This is a genomic window from Pseudomonas sp. 8BK (genome assembly GCF_902506475.1).
Taxonomy (GTDB): domain Bacteria; phylum Pseudomonadota; class Gammaproteobacteria; order Pseudomonadales; family Pseudomonadaceae; genus Aquipseudomonas; species Aquipseudomonas anguilliseptica.
The window spans coordinates 1,486,877-1,506,155 of the sequence record NZ_LR733252.1 but is presented as its reverse complement, the minus strand read 5'-3'; the positions used below and the strand labels follow the sequence as shown (position 1 = coordinate 1,506,155).

13 protein-coding genes are annotated in these 19,279 nt (G+C 64.0%); 11 read left to right on the top strand and 2 right to left on the bottom strand.

Features of this window, described 5'->3' with window-relative positions; translation table 11 throughout:
- Nucleotides 1-45: 45 nt before the first annotated feature.
- Complete coding sequence (locus ACIN8IBEIGE_RS06860; protein WP_160013995.1) at nucleotides 46-2,937, bottom strand: EAL domain-containing protein; 2,892 nt, start codon at nucleotides 2,935-2,937, stop codon at nucleotides 46-48.
- 289 nt (nucleotides 2,938-3,226) lie between these two features.
- On the opposite strand from ACIN8IBEIGE_RS06860, the gene arsS reads away from it, so the two are divergent.
- From arsS to ACIN8IBEIGE_RS06835, 5 genes are all read left to right on the top strand, one after another.
- Nucleotides 3,227-4,192, top strand: a complete 966-nt coding sequence (gene arsS, locus ACIN8IBEIGE_RS06855; RefSeq protein ID WP_218579718.1) for an arsenosugar biosynthesis radical SAM (seleno)protein ArsS — start codon at nucleotides 3,227-3,229, stop codon at nucleotides 4,190-4,192.
- Nucleotides 4,193-4,253: 61 nt separating this feature from the next.
- Entirely contained in the window at nucleotides 4,254-5,645 is a 1,392-nt protein-coding gene (locus tag ACIN8IBEIGE_RS06850) for a sodium:solute symporter (RefSeq protein WP_160013993.1), read from the top strand.
- Nucleotides 5,645-6,613, top strand: a complete 969-nt coding sequence (locus ACIN8IBEIGE_RS06845) for a hypothetical protein (protein ID WP_160013992.1) — start codon at nucleotides 5,645-5,647, stop codon at nucleotides 6,611-6,613. Before ACIN8IBEIGE_RS06850 ends, ACIN8IBEIGE_RS06845 begins: the two co-directional genes overlap by 1 nt.
- Nucleotides 6,606-8,747: an FAD-dependent oxidoreductase gene (locus ACIN8IBEIGE_RS06840; RefSeq protein ID WP_160013991.1), complete on the top strand. Its 2,142-nt coding sequence runs from the start codon at nucleotides 6,606-6,608 to the stop codon at nucleotides 8,745-8,747. The genes ACIN8IBEIGE_RS06845 and ACIN8IBEIGE_RS06840 overlap by 8 nt, the downstream gene beginning before the upstream one ends.
- Nucleotides 8,747-9,460 carry a DUF3047 domain-containing protein gene (locus ACIN8IBEIGE_RS06835; RefSeq protein WP_160013990.1) on the top strand — a complete coding sequence of 238 codons (714 nt, stop codon included), beginning with the start codon at nucleotides 8,747-8,749 and terminating at the stop codon, nucleotides 9,458-9,460. Before ACIN8IBEIGE_RS06840 ends, ACIN8IBEIGE_RS06835 begins: the two co-directional genes overlap by 1 nt.
- A 38-nt stretch (nucleotides 9,461-9,498) precedes the next feature.
- Here ACIN8IBEIGE_RS06835 and ACIN8IBEIGE_RS06830 read toward each other — a convergent pair whose 3' ends face one another.
- On the bottom strand, nucleotides 9,499-10,392 hold the full coding sequence (locus tag ACIN8IBEIGE_RS06830) for a LysR family transcriptional regulator (RefSeq protein WP_160013989.1): 894 nt from the start codon (nucleotides 10,390-10,392) through the stop codon (nucleotides 9,499-9,501).
- A 236-nt stretch (nucleotides 10,393-10,628) separates the two neighbouring features.
- On the opposite strand from ACIN8IBEIGE_RS06830, the gene speB reads away from it, so the two are divergent.
- The 6 genes from speB to ACIN8IBEIGE_RS06800 all read left to right on the top strand — a co-directional run bounded on the left by speB (nucleotide 10,629) and on the right by ACIN8IBEIGE_RS06800 (nucleotide 19,274).
- Complete coding sequence (speB, locus tag ACIN8IBEIGE_RS06825; RefSeq protein WP_160013988.1) at nucleotides 10,629-11,588, top strand: agmatinase; 960 nt, start codon at nucleotides 10,629-10,631, stop codon at nucleotides 11,586-11,588.
- A 66-nt stretch (nucleotides 11,589-11,654) separates the two neighbouring features.
- The gene (locus ACIN8IBEIGE_RS06820; protein ID WP_160013987.1) at nucleotides 11,655-13,049 is read left to right on the top strand and encodes a YjiH family protein; all 1,395 of its coding nucleotides are present in this window, start codon (nucleotides 11,655-11,657) and stop codon (nucleotides 13,047-13,049) included.
- Nucleotides 13,050-13,117: 68 nt separating this feature from the next.
- The gene (locus ACIN8IBEIGE_RS06815) at nucleotides 13,118-14,719 is read left to right on the top strand and encodes a 5-guanidino-2-oxopentanoate decarboxylase (RefSeq protein ID WP_160013986.1); all 1,602 of its coding nucleotides are present in this window, start codon (nucleotides 13,118-13,120) and stop codon (nucleotides 14,717-14,719) included.
- Nucleotides 14,720-14,844: 125 nt separating this feature from the next.
- On the top strand, nucleotides 14,845-16,284 hold the full coding sequence (locus ACIN8IBEIGE_RS06810; RefSeq protein ID WP_160013985.1) for an aldehyde dehydrogenase family protein: 1,440 nt from the start codon (nucleotides 14,845-14,847) through the stop codon (nucleotides 16,282-16,284).
- An 85-nt stretch (nucleotides 16,285-16,369) separates the two neighbouring features.
- Nucleotides 16,370-17,443: an FAD-dependent oxidoreductase gene (locus tag ACIN8IBEIGE_RS06805; RefSeq protein ID WP_256665049.1), complete on the top strand. Its 1,074-nt coding sequence runs from the start codon at nucleotides 16,370-16,372 to the stop codon at nucleotides 17,441-17,443.
- A gap of 28 nt (nucleotides 17,444-17,471) precedes the next feature.
- Complete coding sequence (locus ACIN8IBEIGE_RS06800; RefSeq protein WP_372239979.1) at nucleotides 17,472-19,274, top strand: methyl-accepting chemotaxis protein; 1,803 nt, start codon at nucleotides 17,472-17,474, stop codon at nucleotides 19,272-19,274.
- Nucleotides 19,275-19,279 lie beyond the last annotated feature (5 nt).

Below are 19,279 nucleotides of genomic sequence, written 5' to 3'. Positions count from 1 at the left end.
ACTACTCAGCCTGCAGTCATGCCGAACGCATCCAGTGATGCACTATCAAGGGCGGTCAAGAACCAGCTGCATCTGCACTTCACCCTGGGCGCTATCGGCCAACTGAGTCAGCGGCTGCGGGTGGCCGAGGAAGTAACCCTGGGCATAGTCGAGCCCCAGCCCGCGCACACAGTCGAGGGTGGCCTGGGATTCGACAAACTCGGCCACGGTGCTCAGGCCCAGCTGGTTGGCAATCTGCTGCATCGAGCCAACCATGGCCTGGTTGATCGGGTCGTTCTCCAGCCCGCTGATAAAGCTGCCGTCGATCTTCACGATATCCAGCGGCAGGTGGCGCAGGTAAGCGTAGGAGGCGAAGCCGCTGCCGAAGTCGTCCAGCGCCACTTTCAGGCCCAGGCTGCGCAGCTGTTTGATCCACTGCGATGACACCCCCAACTCGCCAAGGGCGACCATCTCGGTCACCTCGATGCACAGCTTGTGCGCCGGCAGGTTGTGTCGCAGCAGCTCGCTGTGGAGCATCTCGTGGAAGTGCGCGTTGAGCAGCGAGCTGGCGGTCAGGTTGAAATTCACCTGTTGCAGTTGCTGCACATGCCGCGGGTTATCCGCTAGCCATTGCAGCAGGCGCATCACTACCCAGCGGTCGATGGCACCGAGAAAGCCATAGCGCTCCGCCGCGCCGAGAAATTGCCCGGGGCTGACCCACTCGCCGCTGAGCGGGTCGTGGTAGCGCAGCAGCACTTCATAACGCAGGCCTTCGCTGTTGCCCTGCAGCGCCACCACCGGCTGATAGAACAACTCGAAGTGGCCCAGCTCGATGGCCTCGCGCAAACGGGTGATCCATTGCAGCTGGCGTTGATGTTCCAGCAGCACGCCATCGGCGGGGTTGAACTGCTGCACGCGGTTACGGCCCAGGTGCTTGGCCAGCTGGCTGGCGCTATCGGCCCAGTTCAGCGCGGTTTCCCAGTCGCTGACGCCGCTGCCCAGCTCCAGCAGACCGATGCTGGCCTGCACACGAAACGGTCGGCCCTGCCAGCTGAAAACGAATTGCTCGACGCAATGGCGCAGGTTTTCCGCGTGCTCCATCGCCACGTCGGTGTTGATCTCACGCAGCAGCACGGCGAACTCATCACCGCCAATACGTGCCAGCTCGGCATGCCGGGGCAGGTGGTGGCGCAGGTGGCTGGACAGCTGACGCAACAGCTGGTCGCCAGCCGAGTGACCACAGAGGTCGTTGACCTGCTTGAACTGATCCAGGTCCAGGCTCAGCAGGTGACTGAAACGCCGCACACCTTCGCCCTTGAGGCTTTCACGCAGCAGACGCTCGAGTTCGCGGCGATTGAGCAACCCCGTCAGCGAGTCATGTGCGGCCAGGTACTGCAAACGCTCTTCCAGGGCACGGCGTTCGCTGAGGTCGACCACGATGCCTTCGATGCAGTCCTGGGTCGGGCGCAGATGCAACGACAGATAGACCCAATGGCTCTGCCCGTCGAGCCCATGGATCTGGCACTCCTGGCTGATCGCCGGCTGCTCGTTGTGCAACTGCGCTACATGCTCGGCCCATGGCTCGGCGCCCAGCAGCTGCTGCATGGACAGCGCAGTGCTGCCGGGATTAAGCCCAAGCAAGGCGGCAAAACTGGGGTTGGCCTCGATCAGGGCGCCGCTGCGGGTACAGCGGAAAATCCCCTCACCGCTGCTGCTGAACAGCGCCTGGTATTGCTCCAGGTTGCCCAGCGCCTGGGCCTTGCTGTGCAGCAGGGCGCGGCGGATCTGCTCTAGCTGTTTGTCGAGAATGCCGCCAAACAGCAACATGCTCAGCACCGGCAGGTAGGCGTGCATGTAGTTGAAGCCCGGCGGCAGCGGAATCAGGCCACTGCGCCCCAGCGGCACCAGCAACATCAGCAGCAGGGCCGAGCTCCAGCACAGCAGGTAGCCAATGGCGTAAGGCCGGCGCTGGCGCACGCCGAGGATCAGCAGCAACAGCTGGAACGCCCCGTTGAGCAGAATCAGCACGTTCAGCGTCTGATAGGAGCGGAAGTGTCCATAGCTGACCATGGTCCAGCCGCACACCAGCAGGGTCACGGCAAACAGCGCATTGCGCAGCTGGCGCACACGACCCAGGTCAAGTTTCAGCGAGCTGGCGAGGAACAGGCTGCTGAAAATCAACATACCGGGGTTGGCCAGATTGGCCATCTGGGTCGACAGCCACACCCACTGCGGCGCCAGCAGGCTGGTAACGCCATGCAGGCTGGCGTTGTACAGCGCCACGCTGGCCACCGTCAGGCAGAACCACACCAGCTGCGTCTCGCGCAGAGCGCTGTATTTCACCAGAAAGAACAGGGTCAGGCTGAGCAGCGCCCCCAGCAGCAGGCCGCTGCGCATCCAGTGCTCGGCCAGCAGCAGCGGGCTTTGCTCGGCCGCCACCAACTGCATCGGCACACTCACTGCCGAGCCACTTTGCACCCGCAGTAACAACGTATGCGGACCTTCGCCAAGGCGCGGCAGGTTGAGCAGAAAATGCGGCGACGGCGCGCCACGCAGAAGGAAATCGCGGTGGTCACCGCTGTAGAAGGGCGCGATCAGCCGTTCACGGTCATACAGCCAGACTTCGATATCGTCGAGAAAGGGCCGGTCGATCATCAGATCGAGGCGTTCGGCCACCGGCGCATCGAGACGAAACGCCAGCCACCAGGCGCTGGCCGAATAGCCCAGGCGCGGCACGCCATCAATCCGCCGGCCCTCGCTGGCGATGCGCTGCTGCACCTCGGCAGCGGTCAGATTGCCGCTGGGGTCTTCCAACACCAGGCTCGCGGGAACCTCCACCGGCTGCTTGAGCTGCTCGCTGCTGAGCACCAGCAATGGCAGCTCGGCGGACGCCTGGGCGCTGCCCAGGGCAAAGCAGAGCAGTGCAGCCAGCAGTGGAAGGTTGAGCAGACGGTGCATCCTAGCGCCTCAATAAACTGCGAGGTGCGCCAAGGCTCAGGGTGAACACCGCTCGCCGGCTTGGCGAGTTGACGCCCGGGAATTCTAGCTGAGAACTGGCAATTTGATTGCGCTGACGGTCTCACTCGGGGCCGGTCACAGAATGCCCAGGTTGCACACGCCGAAACGATTCTCCAAGACCAATCCGTAACAAAAGCGCTCAGGCAGTCTCTATAGTGGCTACAGACGAACACGCAGCACGCAAAGCGTTGCCACGTCGCCAAGCAACAAGGAGCCAACCGTGCACGCCATGCTTCCCCTGCTCGACCAACTGGCCTTCCCGGCCATCCGCCGCGGCCAGCTGGAAGCGCTGCAGATCAACCTGACCTATCGCTGCAACCAGCGCTGCCTGCATTGCCATGTGAATGCCGGGCCGACCCGCACCGAGGCCATGACCGACGACAGCCTGGCCCTGCTGCATCAGGTGATCGACGCGCACCCGGTGCATACCCTCGACCTCACCGGCGGCGCCCCGGAAATGCACCCGCGCTTTCGCGAGATCGTCAGCCACGCGCGCCGCGAAGGCCTGCGGGTGATCGACCGCTGCAACCTGAGCATCTTGAGCGAGCCCGGTTATGAGGACCTGGCGCCGTTTCTTGCCGCGCAGGGCGTGGAAATCACCGCCTCCTTGCCCTGTTATTCACGCGATAACGTCGACAAGCAGCGCGGCGATGGCGTGTTCGATGCCAGCATCAAGGGCCTGCAACAGCTCAACGCCCTGGGCTATGGCCAGCAGGGTAGCGGCCTGATCCTCAACCTGGTGTACAACCCGCAAGGCCCGAGCTTGCCGCCACCGCAGACGGCGCTGGAAGCCGATTACAAAAGCCATCTGGCCGAGGACTTCGGCATCGTCTTCAACCACCTGCTGTGCATCACCAACCAGCCGATTGCGCGCTTTGGCAGCACACTGGTCAGCAAAGGCCAGTTCAACGGCTATATGCAGCTGTTGCGCGACAGCTACCGCCCGGAAAACCTCGAACCGCTGATGTGCCGCAGCCTGGTCAGCGTCGACTGGCAGGGCTACCTGTACGACTGCGACTTCAACCAGATGCTTGATCTGCCGCTGCAGCTGCCTGAACTGATCGGCCGCGATCGGCCGCATCTGCGCGATCTGCTCGGTGCAACACTGGCCGGCAACCCTATCGTCACCCGTGATCATTGTTACGCCTGCACTGCCGGCCAGGGCTCCAGCTGCGGTGGCGCGCTCAATGACTGAACCCGTGGTGTGCACAGCACACCCTACAGCGGCGATATAACCCTCAAACAAGGATCGATCCATGCAACCGACCAGTCTGACCGGCCTGTTCTTCTGGGGTTTTCTTGTGGTCTACGGCGCGCTGATGCTGGCTCTGGCCCCCCGCGCCGTGACCCTCGGCGGTTTTTTCAACGGCGAGGACAAGCAGGGCCACAGCGCCAGCCCGTGGCTGATCACCTCGAGCATCTTTATCAGCTGGATCTTCGCCAAATCGGTGACCAACGCCGCCAACCTGGGGGCGACTTACGGCCTGGTCGGCGGTCTGGCCTATGCCATGTACTGGCTGTCGATTCCGCTTACCGGCTTTGTTATCTACCGCCTGCGCCGACGCTTTGCGGCGACCGGCCTGGTGAGCTTTCTCAGCAGCCATTACGGCCGTGGCGCGGCGCTGGCGTTTTCCGCCGCGATTCTGATTCGCCTGTTCAACGAGGTGTGGAGCAACACCGCGGTGGTCGGCGGCTATTACGGCGACTCGGGCAGCTTCGAATTTATTGCCTCGGCGTTGTTGTTTACCGCCGTGACCCTGGCCTACAGCCTGCGCGGCGGCTTGCGCAGCTCGATCCTGACCGACGCGGCGCAGGCGGCGATCTTCGTGATTGCCTTGGTTTGGGTGCTTGGTCTGGTGCTGCCGCAGCATTCGCCCAGCGAGCTGGCCAGCACCAGTCACTGGGCACTGAATGCCGGCGTCGACCTGCTGCTGGTCGCCGGCCTGCAAGCCTTCAGCTACGGTTTCCATGACCCGGTACTGACCGACCGTGGCTTTATCAGCGAAGAGAAGGCCATGCGCCGCTCCTTCGTGATCGCCGGTGTGCTCGGCTTTATCGCCATTCTCGCCTTTAGCCTGATCGGCGTGCATGCGCAGCTGGTGGGCATTGCCGCCTCGGACAATGTGCCGGCCGCCCTGGCCAAGAGCCTGGGTATTGCTGCTCTATTGATCATGACCGTGGTGATGGTCTCCGCTGCCGGCTCGACCCTGGACTCGACCTTCTCCAGCCTGGCCAAACTGGCCGGGCGCGAACTGCCAAAACTGGCCGGCCGCGACCTGGGGCAGAAGGCCATCGGCGTGGGCATGGCGGTGATGGTGGTGTTCGCCCTGCTCGGCAACCTGCCGATGATCGCCGGCACTGACATCCTCAAGGCCACCACCATCAGCGGCACCATGGTGATCGGCCTGGCCCCGGTATTTGTCCTGCACGGCCTGACCACTCCGACCCGGCAGGGCTTTCACCTGAGTTTCTGGACCGGCCTGGGCCTCGGCGTAGCCCTGACCCTGAACTGGATTCCGCAAAGCTGGGCTATCGGCGACGGCAAATACGCGCTGCTGCTGGGCACCAATCTGTATGGCCTCGGGCTCTGTGTACTCGGCTATCTGCTGCCCGGCTGGTTGCTGCAGCGCAAAGCAGGAACAGCCTGATGCGCGCCGGCCGCGACTGTCCGCTGGACTACCGCCTGACTGCGGATGCCTTTCGCGGCGAGCCGCTGTTCGACTGCGCCGTGCTCTATGTGGTTGGCGGCCTGTATGGCAATCGCCAGGCCCTGGCGGCCGTCCAGCGACGCGTGGCCACCGAACCCGCAGCACGCGTGGTGTTTAACGGCGACGCCCACTGGTTTGACCGCGACCCCGAGATTTTCCAGCAGATCGAGCAGGGCCTCAGCGCCCATCTGGCCCTGCGCGGCAATGTCGAAACCGAGCTGGGCCGAGCCGATGACAGTGGCGCAGGCTGCGGCTGCGCCTACCCAATGGAAGTGGACGATGTGGTGGTCGAGCGTTCCAATGCCATTCAGCAGGAATTGAACCGCAGCGTGCAGGGCTTGCCGGGCATGGCCGAGCGCCTGGCATCACGACCCAGCACGGCGCTGGTCAGCGTGGCCGGACAGCGCGTGGCGATCAGCCATGGCGACGAGCAATCCCTGGCCGGCTGGAGCTGCTCGCGGGCATCGCTCAGCGACTCCGCGCGCCAGCAGCAACTGGATGCCTGGTTCGTCGCGAACAGCGTGCAGGTGTTGGCCACCAGCCATACCTGCTCGGCCGTGGCCTTGAACCTTGAGCACGGCGCGCTGATCAACAATGGCGCGGCTGGATTGCCGAACTTTGCCGGCGGTCGCTATGGCCTGCTCAGCCGCATCGCCAAAACGCCGCACCCGGCAGCGTTGTACCGCTGCCAGCGCGATGGTCTGTTTATCGAAGCCTTGCCGCTGAGCTACGACCACCCTGCTTTTCTCGCCGACTTCGACCGCCAGTGGCCTGCCGATAGTCCGGCGACGTTGTCCTACCGTACACGGGTGCTCGGCCAACTGAGCGATCGCCCCGAACACGCCCTGCTGAACGGTTTCAGCCTGTGCCAAAGCCTGTGCGCCCTGGAGGCGCTTACTGATGAATAGCCGCAAACTGGCCCTGATGGGCCTGATCCTCGCGCTGCTGGGCAGCTTTTTTGTCTTTGATATTGGCCAGTACCTCAATCTGGAGGCGCTCAAGGCGCAGCAGACGGCGCTGAATGCCCAAGTGGCCGCGCAGCCCTGGCTCGCGGCAGGTCTGTTCTTTCTCGCTTACGTCGCGGTGACGGCACTGTCGCTACCCGGCGCGGCCTTGATGACCTTGCTGGCCGGCGCGCTATTTGGCCTGTTGCAGGGTTTTATCCTGGTGTCCTTCGCCTCGACCCTGGGCGCGACGCTGGCCATGCTCAGCAGCCGCTTTCTGCTGCGCGATTGGGTGCAGAGCCGCTTCGGCCAGCGTCTGGCTGGCATCGACAAGGGTGTGGAGCAGGAAGGGGCGTTCTACCTGTTCACCCTGCGCCTGGTGCCGCTGTTCCCGTTCTTTCTGATCAACCTGGCCATGGGCCTGACCCGACTGCCGGCACGCACCTACTGGTGGGTCAGCCAGCTCGGCATGCTGCCCGGTACCCTGGTGTATGTGAACGCCGGGCGTGAACTGGGCCAGCTGGAGTCGCTGGCCGGCATCCTCTCGCCAGGGCTGCTCGGTGCCTTTGTCCTGCTCGGGGTGTTCCCGCTGATCGCACGCAAGCTGCTTGGCCTGATCCAGGCACGGCGGGTGTATGCCGGCTGGCACAAACCGAAGACCTTCGACCGCAACCTGCTGGTGATCGGCGCGGGTGCCGGTGGCCTGGTCAGCGCCTATATCGCGGCGGCGGTAAAGGCCAAGGTCAGTCTGATCGAGAAGCACCAGATGGGTGGCGACTGCCTGAACACCGGCTGCGTGCCATCCAAGGCGCTGCTGCGCTCGGCCAAGCTGGCCAACGAGCTGAAAAAGGGCGCGGCGCTGGGCTTTACCGGCGTGCAGGGCTCGGTGGATTTTCCGGCGGTGATGGAGCGGGTGCAGCGGGTGATTGCCGACATCGAACCGCATGATTCGGTGGAGCGTTACACCGGCCTGGGCGTCGAGGTGATTCAGGGCGAAGCGAAAATCCTCTCGCCCTGGAGCGTGGAGGTCAACGGCCAGACCCTGACCAGCCGCAACCTGATCATCGCTGCCGGCGCACGGCCACTGGTGCCGAAGATTCCCGGCCTGGAGCAGGTACAGGCCTACACCTCGGACAGCATCTGGAGCCTGCGCCAGCAGCCGCGCTGGCTGCTGGTGCTGGGTGGCGGGCCGATTGGCTGCGAGCTGGCCCAGGCCTTCCAGCGCCTTGGCAGCCAGGTGATTCAGGTGGAACTGGCCGAACGCCTGCTGCCCCGCGAGGACGCCGATGCCAGCGAGCTTGTCTTGAACAGCCTGCGCAACGACGGCGTGGATGTGCGCCTACAGCACCGCGCCGAGCGTTTCGAAGTGGTGGATGGCGAGCAGCGCATGATCGCCCGCCGTCTGGATACCGGCGAGGAGGTGTGCATTGCCTTCGACGGCCTGCTGCTGGCCCTCGGTCGGGTGGCCAATGTCAGCGGCTATGGCGTCGAGGAGCTGGGCCTGGCGTTACGCCCCAACGGCACCCTGGAGGTCGACGAGTACCTGGCCACGCGCTTCCCCAATATCTACGCGGTCGGTGATGTCACCGGGCCTTACCAGTTCACCCACGTGGCGGCGCACCAAGCCTGGTATGCGGCGGTCAATGCACTCTTCTCAGGTTTCAAGCGCTTTAAGGTGGATTACCGGGTTATCCCCGCCTGCACCTTTACCGACCCCGAAGTCGCCCGCGTCGGCCTCTCCGAAGGCGAAGCCAAGGCGCAGAACATCGCCTATGAGGTGACCCATTACGGCATCGACGACCTCGATCGGGCGATTGCCGATGAAGCAGCCCACGGCTTTGTCAAAGTGCTCACCGTACCGGGCAAGGACCAGATTCTCGGTGTAAGCATCGTCGGCGAGCATGCCGGGGAGCTGCTCGCCGAATATGTACTGGCGATGAAACACGGCCTGGGCCTGAACAAGATACTCGGCACCATCCACAGCTACCCGACCATGGCCGAGGCCAACAAGTATGCTGCCGGCGAATGGAAGCGTGCCCATGCTCCGCAAGGCCTGCTGCGCCTGGTCGAGCGTTTTCATAGCTGGCGCCGCAGCTGATGCGCGGGTTACTGCTGGCCCTGCTGGTGCTGACGCCGCTGGCCCAGGCCGAGAACCCACTGACGCCCTGGACAGCTGGCCCGCCCAGCGGCGAATGGTCAACACCCTGGCGCCTGGCGGATATCCCCAAGCTCAAACCCTCCGTGCGCACGCTGGTTGAGCAGGACGGTCAGCCGGTGCTGCGCATTCAGGCCGATGCGGCGGCGGGCGGCCTGCTGCATCCGCTGGACCTGCCCGGCGATCAGCCCTGGCAACTCAGCTGGCAATGGCGCACCGAGCAGAAGCTGGACCAAGCACGCTTCGCCACCCGCGAAGGCGACGACTACGCCGCGCGGGTCTATGTGCTGCTGGATTACCCGCTGGACTCGCTGAGTTTCGTTACCCGGCAAAAGCTGCGCCTGGCGCGCACCTTCTTCGACCCCGACCTGCCGGCGGCGACCCTCAGCTACGTCTGGGATAACCGCCAGGCACCGGGCAGCCATGCCCGCAGCGCCTACACCGAGACGGTGGAAATGCGCGTACTGCGCGGCCCGGAAGCGCCGCTGGAGCAATGGCTCAGCGAAAGTCGCAATCTGACAGCCGATGCCACTGCCGCCTTTGGCAGTGCACCGCGCAGAATTCTCGGCGTGGTGTTTGCCGCCGACAGCGACAACACCGGGGAGTCGGCCGAAAGCTACTTCGCTGCACCACTGTTGCAGCGCGCAGCGCCTTAAATCAGGCGAAGCCAGAAGCCTGAACCCCTCAACGCCTATTAGCCTGGATTAAGTTGGGCCTTGAGCAGGTCGCGGAAGGTTTGAATCAGCGCTTCCCGCGAGCGACCGCGGCGCAAAATCAACGAGAAGGGTGCCTGATAGCCAAAGGTCGCCGGCAGCAACACCTTGAGCCGGCCCTGCTCGACCCAGGGTTGCGCGTAGTGCTCCGGCAGGTAACCGATATAGGCGCCGGACAGCACCAGAATCAGCTGCGCTTCCATCGACTCCACCGTCGCCGCGCTGTGCTTGAAGCCGTGCCGGGCCAGTTCCGCCTGGCTCCAGTAGCCGCGGCCGACCATGCGCTGCTGGGCGATCACCTCCTCGGGGATGCGCCGCTCGGCAAACAGCGAATGGCGCTCGCTGCAATACAACCAATGCTGCTCGCGGTACAGCGGCTGGTAGACCAGGCCATTCATCCGCGTGGAGAACGCACCGATGGCCAGGTCCAGGCGGTTATCCAGCACCGCCAGTTGCAGTTCGTAAGGGCTAACCACCGACAGGTGCAGGTGCACGCCCGGATGCTCCTGGCTGTAGGCACCTATGACCTCGGGCAGGGGCAGGGCCGGGTCGCTGACCGTAGAGTCCAGCACGCCGAGGTTGAGGGTGCCGCGCAGTTCGCCCTTGAGCGCCGCCGAGTAACGCTCAAAGCCTTCCAGTTCACCGAGCAGGCGCAGGCACTCCTGATGAAACAGCTCACCTTTGCTGGTCAGGCTAAAGCCGCCGCGGCCGCGATGACAGAGACTCAAACCCAGCTGGCTTTCCAGCTGGCTCATATAGGTGCTGATCGCCGAGGTGGATAGATTGAGTTCCTGCTGCGCGGCGGCGAACCCCTGGTGGCGCACCACGCTGGCGAAGATGCGCAGCAGCTTGAGATCGGGTAGGGCTTGGCTCATCGGCGTATCCGCGTGACCGTGAATCGTAGGATGGGTTAGCCGCGCAGCGGCGTAACCCATCACAGCGCCAGCATGGATATCGCTGCGCCCAACCTGCGCGGCCCGACCCATCCTACAGAGGCGGCTATTAGTTTAGAAATTTCTGAACTAAGTTTTTGCCTTCAGCGATTTTTCCCCGCGCCATCCTGTCCAACAATCCGGCCCAACAATTACTACAACAACCATGAGGCCCTGCCGTGGACAAGATTCTGCACCAGCCCCTGGGCGGCAACGAGATGCCGCGCTTCGGGGGCATCGCCACCATGATGCGCCTGCCGCATATCCAGACGCCCGATGAGAAACGTCAGCTGGATGTCGGCTTTGTCGGCGTACCGCTGGATATCGGCACGTCGCTGCGCTCCGGCACACGCTTCGGCCCGCGTGAGATTCGCGCCCAGTCAGTGATGATCCGCCCCTACAACATGGCCACCGGCGCCGCCCCCTTCGACTCGCTGAATATCGCCGATATCGGCGATGTAGCGATCAACACCTTCAATATGGCCGAAGCCATCCGCATCATCGAAGAGGCCTACGACGAGATTCTCGAGTACGGCATCATCCCCCTGACGCTGGGCGGCGATCACACCATCACCCTGCCGATTCTCCGTGCCATCAAGAAGAAGCACGGCAAGGTCGGCCTGGTGCATATCGACGCGCATGCCGATGTGAATGACCATATGTTCGGCGAGAAGATCGCCCACGGCACCACCTTCCGCCGCGCGGTGGAGGAAGACCTGCTCGATTGCGACCGCGTGGTGCAGATCGGCCTGCGCGCCCAGGGCTATACGGCCGAGGACTTCAACTGGAGCCGCAAGCAGGGCTTCCGTGTGGTTCAGGCCGAAGAGTGCTGGCACCAGTCGCTGGCCCCGCTGATGGAAGAAGTGCGTGCCAAGGTCGGCGGCGGCCCGGTATACCTGTCCTTCGATATCGACGGCATCGACCCGGCCTGGGCCCCCGGCACCGGCACCCCGGAAATCGGCGGCCTGACCACCATCCAGGCCATGGAGATCATCCGTGGCTGCCATGGCCTGCAGCTGGTTGGCGGTGATCTGGTCGAGGTCTCGCCGCCCTACGACACCACCGGCAACACTTCGTTGCTCGGTGCCAATCTGCTCTACGAAATGCTCTGCGTCTTGCCAGGCGTGCAGCAGCGCTGAACCTGGCCATTATCCAATCCGGGCGCAATAGCGCCCGGGCACTACAACAATAAATAGGGTGCCACGATGAACTCCGAACAAAGCATGCCGCTGCTGGATGACCAGCCGCCCGCTCACAGCTCCTACAACCTGCGCCAGCTGCTGATCTTTCTGATCCCCTCGCTGCTCGGCGTGCTGCTGTTTCTCACCCCGATCGTCTACGAGGACAAAGTCACCATCGGCCTGGGTGTGATGGCCGATGCCCTGAAGACTGGTCTCAGTGCCTGGCTGCCGGCCATCGCCACTGGCCTGCTGCTGTTTTCCGCGGCCCTCGGCCTGTTCGCCAGCGCGCTCAAGCCCAAGTGGCTGACCGCACGCCCGACACTTAACGAGATGTTCAACCTCAGCCCGCTGTGGCTTGGCCTGCGCGTGCTCGGCGCGGTATTTGCCGCCATGACCTTCTGGCAGTTCGGCCCGGAGTGGGTGTGGAACGCCAACACCGGCGGCGTGGTGCTGAAAGACCTAGCTCCGGTGCTGATCACCTTCTTCATGGTCGCCGGTTTGATCCTGCCGCTGCTCACCGACTTTGGCCTGATGGAATTCTGCGGCACTCTGGTGCGCAACGTGTTCCGCAAGGTCTTCGGCCTGCCAGGCCGCTCGGCCATCGACGCCATTGCCAGCTGGCTTGGCTCGGGCACCGTCGGCGTGCTGATCACCGCACAGCAGTACCAGAAGGGCTTCTACAGCGCCCGCGAAGCGGCGGTGATCGCCACCAACTTCTCGGTCGCCTCGATTGCCTTCAGCCTGCTGATCACCAGCTTTATGAAGCTCGACCACCTGTTCGTGCCCTTCTACCTCACCGTGGTGGTGGCGGGCCTGGCGGCGGCGATCATCACCCCGCGCATTCCGCCGCTGTCGTGGAAGAAGGACGAGTACGTCGCCGGCGTCGGCAAGCAGATCAAGGAAGACGTACCGGCCGGCACCTCGCTGCTGCGCTGGGGCGTAGTGCAGGCGGTTAACCGCGCCAACGCCAACCCGTCGCCGGCGCAGATGGTCAAAGTCGGCGTGCATAACGTAGTGGATATCTGGCTCGGCCTGCTGCCGCTGGTCATGGCCATCGGTACCGTGTCCCTGGCGATTGCCGAATACACGCCGATCTTCAACTGGCTGTCGGCGCCGATCGTGCCGCTGCTGGAGCTGCTGCAACTGCCGGAAGCCGCCAAGGCCGCGCCAGCCATGCTGGTAGGCTTTGCCGATATGTTCCTGCCGGCTGTACTGGGCAAGGGTATCGAAAGCGAGTTGACCCGTTTTGTGGTGGCCTGCGTGTCACTGACCCAGCTGATCTACATGTCGGAAGTCGGCGTGCTGATCATCAAGGCCAAGCTGCCGCTGAACATCCTTGAGCTGTTCGCCATCTTCATCATCCGCACCCTGATTACCCTGCCGATCATCGCGCTGATGGCGCACTGGATCGTTGGCTAAAGCCTCGCAGGCGGGCCGAGGAAACTCGGCCTGCCTTGTGCCAACCCGGCCTGCGCAAAGGAAACTCTATGACCACCTGCGGCGAATTTCTCGTCAAACAACTCGAAGCCTGGGGCGTTGATACCGTCTTCGGAATTCCCGGCGTGCACACCGTCGAGCTCTATCGCGGCTTGCCCAGCAGCGGCATCCGCCACATCACCCCGCGCCACGAACAGGGTGCCGGCTTTATGGCCGACGGTTATGCCCGCGTCAGCGGTAAACCAGGGGTGTGCTTTATTATCACCGGCCCGGGCATGACCAATATCCTCACGGCCATGGGCCAGGCTTACGCCGACTCGATTCCCATGCTGGTGATTTCCAGCGTCAACGAGCGCAAGCGTCTCGGCCTGGGCAAAGGCTATCTGCACGAACTGCCGAACCAGCGCGCGATGACCGCTGGCGTCACGGCCTTCAGTCACACCCTGATGAGCGTCGAGGAGCTGCCACATGTGCTGGCCCGCGCCTTCGCCGTATTCGAAGGTGAGCGCCCGCGCCCAGTGCATATCGAGCTGCCACTGGACATCATTACGGCCGACGCCAGCCATATGCGTGTACAGGCAAAACCGAGCATCCAGCGCCCAGCGCCCAATCGCACGCTGATCCGCGAAGCCGCGGCCATGTTGAAAACCGCCAAGCGTCCGCTGCTGTTGCTCGGCGGTGGCTGCGTCAGCGCACAAGCTGAGGCCCGCGCTCTGGCCGCCGCGCTGGATACGCCCACCGCGCTGACCATCAATGCCAAAGGGCTGCTGCCACCCGGCCACCCACTGCTGCTGGGTAGCAACCAATCGCTGGTGCCCGTACGCCAACTAGCGCTGGAAGCCGATGTGGTGCTGGCGATCGGTACCGAGCTGGGCGAAACCGATTACGACGTGGTCTTCGATGGCAACTTCAAGCTCGGCGGCGAACTGATTCGTATCGATATCGACGCTCAGCAACTGCACCGCAACTTCAGCCCGAGCTTGGCGATACAGGGCGATGCGCGCCTGGCCATGCGCATGCTGCTGGCCGAATTCAACCCCGCCGAGCTGCGCGAGAACAGCCCTGGTGCGCTGCGCACCGCTGCGGTCCAGGCCCAGCTGAGCGAAGACTTCAGTGGCTGGGCGCATTACCGCCAGCTGTTCGCTGCGGTGCTCGATGCGCTACCGGATGCGCGCTTTGTCGGCGACTCAACCCAAACCGTTTACAGCGGCAATCACCTGATCGAGCTGGACGGCGCACGGCGCTGGTTCAACTCCTCCACCGGTTACGGCACCCTCGGTTACGGCTTGCCGGCCGCCATCGGCGCCAAGCTGGCCGAGCCAACGCGGCCAGTGATTAGCCTGATGGGCGACGGTGGCATCCAGTTCAGCCTGCCTGAACTGGCCAGCGCAGTTGAAGCCCAGGTCGGCATCATCGTGCTGCTGTGGAATAACAGCGGCTATGGCGAGATCAAGCGCTACATGGAGCGCCGCGACATCACCCCGATTGGCGTGGATATCTACACCCCGGATCTGCTCGCCATCGCCCGCGGCTTTGGCTGCATGGCCGAACGCGCTCGCGATCACGCACACCTGAGTGAACTGCTGCGTGACGCGCCAAGTGACCGCCCGCTGATTATCGAAGTGCTGGAGGCCACCCCGTTCCATCCCTGAACCACCGATATCAGTCGCGGCTAAAGCCCATCCCACAGAAGCGCGCCCATGTGGGAGGGGCTTTAGCCGCGACCTTGTGTACGCATACTCCCCCTTCCGTCCTTAAAAGCCGTTCAAGGTGATGCATGACTGCCCAACTGTTTATCGACGGCGTCTGGCAAGCCGCCAGCAGCGCCAGCCAATTGCCTGTATTCAACCCCAGTAACGGCGAACAGATCGCCAGCGTCGCGTGCGCCTCGGCCGTCGATGTCGACCTTGCCATACAGGCGGCGCACCGGGCCTTGCCGGCCTGGAGTCAGCGCCCGGCTCGGGAACGAGCCGACTATCTGCGTGCCTTCGCCGCAGAAATTGAGGCGCGCAGCCAAACACTGATCGCATTACAAATGCGCAACAGCGGCAAACCACGGCATGAGGCAGAAGTGGATATCTGCGATGCCATCTCCACCTTCGCCTATTACGCCGACCTGGCCGACTGCCTGGATGCCCGGCAGAACGCCGCCGTGGCCCTGCCGGACAACAGCTACCAGGCCTTTACCCGCCTGGAGCCGCTGGGTGTGGTCGGGCTGATCGTGCCGTGGAACTTTCCCCTCGTCACCAGCGCCTGGAAGCTCGCCCCGGCACTGGCCGCAGGCTGCTGCGTGCTGCTCAAACCCTCGGAGCTGACTCCACTGATCGAGCTGCAACTGGGCGAGATCGCCGCCGCCATCGGCCTGCCGGGGGGGGTGTTCAACCTGCTGCCGGGCGATGCCACTACCGGCGCCGCACTGGTCAACCATCCGCAGATCGCCAAGCTGTCGTTTACCGGCAGTAACGCGGTGGGCCGCAAGGTGATGCAAGCGGCCGCCGCACGCACCCTGCCAGTGGCCCTGGAGCTGGGCGGCAAGTCGCCGATCCTGGTATTTGCCGACAGTGACCTGGACCAGGCGGTGCAGTGGATCATCGCCGGCATCTGCTGGAACGCCGGGCAGATGTGCTCGGCCACCTCGCGCCTGCTGGTCGAGGACAGCATCGCCGACGCGCTTCTGGATCGGTTGGCCAGCGCCATGGCCACGCTCAAGATCAGTGCCCCGCATGACGCTAATTGTGAAATGGGCCCGATGACCAGCCAGGCACAGCTGCATAAGGTACTGGAGTATTTCGCTATTGCCGAACAGGAGGGCCTGCACTGCCTGGCCGGCGCGCAACAACTGCCGGGGCCGGGTTGGTTTGTCGCGCCCACGCTCTATGCCGATGTGCCGGCTGAGAGCCGTCTGTGGCGCGAGGAAATCTTCGGCCCAGTGCTCTGCACCCGTCGCTTTAGCGATGAGACCGACGCCGTTCGCCAAGCCAATGACTGCGACTTCGCCCTGGCCGCCACCGTGGTCAGCGCCGACCGTGATCGCGCCTTACGCGTCGCTGCGGCCTTGGAGGCCGGGCATGTGTGGATCAACTCGGCGCAGATGATTTACCCACACACCTCCTGGGGCGGCGGCAAGGCCAGCGGTATCGGCCGCGAGCTAGGGCCATGGGGCTTGTCGGCGTTTCAGCAGGTCAAACACATCACCCTGCCCAGCGCGGACAGTTAAATCGAAACAACCTGATGGGCGACAGCCGCGCGCTTAAGTCTTTACCATGCGGGCTCTGTCTCAGCGCAACCCATGGAAGCCCTGCGTGACTCATCACTATGACCTGCTGTTAATCGGCGCCGGCCACGCCCACCTCGGGGTACTGCGGCGCTGGGCGTTGGTCGAACGACCGCCGGGGCGGATCGCCCTGCTCAGCGCCGGGCCGGTGGCCTGGTATTCCGGCATGCTGCCGGGGCTGCTGGCTGGACGGCATCGCCCGGAGGATTGCCAAGTCGAGCTGCAGGCACTGTGCCGCGCGGCCAAGGTCGAGTTGCTTATCAGTCCAGTGGAAAGCCTCTCTGCCGCCCAGCAGCAGGTGCAACTGGCTGACGGACAAACCCTCAACGCCAGCTGGCTGTCGCTGAATGTCGGCGCCCAGATTGCCACTCCCGAGCAACACGGGGATGCGATGCATCTGCTGGCGGTAAAACCCTTCGATAAGTTCCTGACTGGTTGGCAGCAATGGCAAGCCATGCCAGAGCCCATGGCGATTCTCGGCGGCGGCGCCGCCGGGGTCGAGCTGGCGCTGGCCTTGGCCGGAAAGGTGCCGCAGCTGGCGCTGTTCTGTGCCGGTCATCTGCTCGATGGTTTGTCTGCGGGAGTGCGCCTGCGCGCCCTCGGCCATCTGCGTCAGCGCGGTGTATGGGTGCGTGAGGATTGCCCAATCAGCCGCATCGAGAACGACTGCCTGTTCAGCGGCGACGAGCCAGTCTGGCGCGGCCAGCGGCTGTTGCTGGCCAGTGGTGCCAAGGCTTTTGCCTGGCCGGCCCACAGTGGCCTGGGCTGCGACGAGAACGGCTTTGTATTGATTGCCCCGACTCTACAGAGCTACACCCACCCGACGATTTTCGCCGTGGGTGATTGCGCCAGCCTGCCCGGTGCACGCAAGAGCGGGGTGTACTCGGTACGCCAGGGTCCGGTGCTGGCGAATAACCTGAATGCTGCACTGCGCGGCCTGTCGCTCAAGCGCTACCGCCCACAACGACAGAGCCTGGCGCTACTCGCCACCGGCGACGGCGGGGCGTTGCTGGATTGGCATGGGCACAGCGCCGGCGGGCGACTCTTTGGGCGCTGGAAGGACTTTCTCGACAAGGGTTTTATCCAGCGTCATCGTCTTTAAGCACTGAGCCACCTGCGACCAAAGTGCCATGGCCCTAAGCCGCCATGGGTGCTCGAATCAACCTCCCACCAAAGGTTGGCCGCAGGGAGCGTCACCCGCTATGGTCTATAGATTCGCCGACAGCGGCCGATTGCCTACCCAGGCATATCCAGCCGCGCGCACACAGGTTCCAGCAGGCATGGCCCGCCCACTGCAAAGCGGCGCGCCACAGGCAGTTTCTGGTGTTGGTTCGACCAGAATAAAAATAATGAGGTTTGTCATGCGCTCTGCGTTTATTACCTATCCCAAGGCCTGCCTGCTGCATGCCATCGGGCTGGCCGGGTTGATGGCGGTCTATCAGCAGATCCAACTGCCCTGGTTTATCAGCATTCCGTCCTTTCTGCTGCTGGCCCTATGGCCCTGGCTAGGGCCGTGGCAGCGCCAGCATGAAGAGCTGCCAGCTTCCACCGATGCGCCGCACGCGTCGTTCAGCGCCCTGAGCCAGAACCTGTCGCGACACACCTGCCACAACGCCCTGGCCGCCGCCGAAGTGGCCCACGCCGCACAGCAGCTGGCCGGTAAACTGCAATCGCAGCTCAGTGCCACCGAGCAGATCAACCAGGCCGCCGAGGCCATCACCCATACCGAACAGGACAACGCCCAGCGCGCCGAGCAAACCCTGCTGGCGGCGCAGAGCGTGCGGCAGAACAGCAGCAGCGGGCAGCAGGAACTGCGCCAGGCGATCGATGCCATGCAACACCTGAGCGCGCAGACCGCCACCAGCCGTGAGCTGATCGATGGCCTCAGCAGCCGCACCGAGCAGATCGAAAAAGTCACCCAGGTGATCCAGTCGATTGCCAGCCAGACCAACCTGCTGGCGCTGAATGCCGCCATCGAAGCCGCCCGCGCCGGTGAGCTCGGCCGGGGCTTTGCCGTGGTTGCCGATGAGGTGCGCAACCTCGCCGGACGCACCAGCAGCGCCACCGAGGAAGTCGGGCAGATTGTCAGCGACATTCGCCAGCAGAGCACGGCGGTGGTCAACCATATGCAGCAGCAGGCCGAGCAGCTGACTCTGGCCGCACAGCAGGTCAAGCGCACTGGCGAACAACTGCAGGGGATTGCCGAACTGGCGGTGGACGTGGAAAGCCAGGTCAGCCAGATCGACAGTGGCACCCGACAGAACCACGAACGCCTGGCCGAACTCTCGGTGGCGGTCGGCCAGTTGCGCGGCGATGTCGGCGACAGCGAAGGGCAGACTCGCCAACTCAGCAGTGCTGCCGAGCGCTTAGTCACTCAGGCCGAAAGCGTCAGCGAACAGCTCGCCGAAGTCGGCCTGGATGACTACCACCAGCGCATCTACGACCTCGCGCGCGGCGCCGCGGCGCAGATTGCCGCGCAGTTCGAAGCGGACCTGCACAGTGGCCGGATCAGCGCCAGCGACCTGTTCGACCGCCACTACCAGCCGATTGCCGGCAGCTTCCCGGCCAAGTACAAGACCCGCTTCGACAGCTATGCCGATCAGGTGCTGCCGGCCATTCAGGAGCCGCTGCTGAGCCAGCACGAAGGCCTGGTGTTCGCCATCGCCTGCACCGCCGAAGGCTATGTGCCGACCCATAACAACGCCTTCAACCATCCGCCCTGCGGCGACCGCGCCGTGGACACCCTGAGAAGCCGCAGCAAACGCCTGTTCAACGACCGCACCGGCATCCGCTGCGGCCGCCACCAGAAGCCGCTGCTGCTACAGACCTATATGCGTGATACCGGCGAGTTGATGCACGACCTGTCGGTACCGATCATGGTTCAGGGCCGGCATTGGGGCGGCTTACGTCTGGGCTACAAGCCGGAGCCCTAAACCCG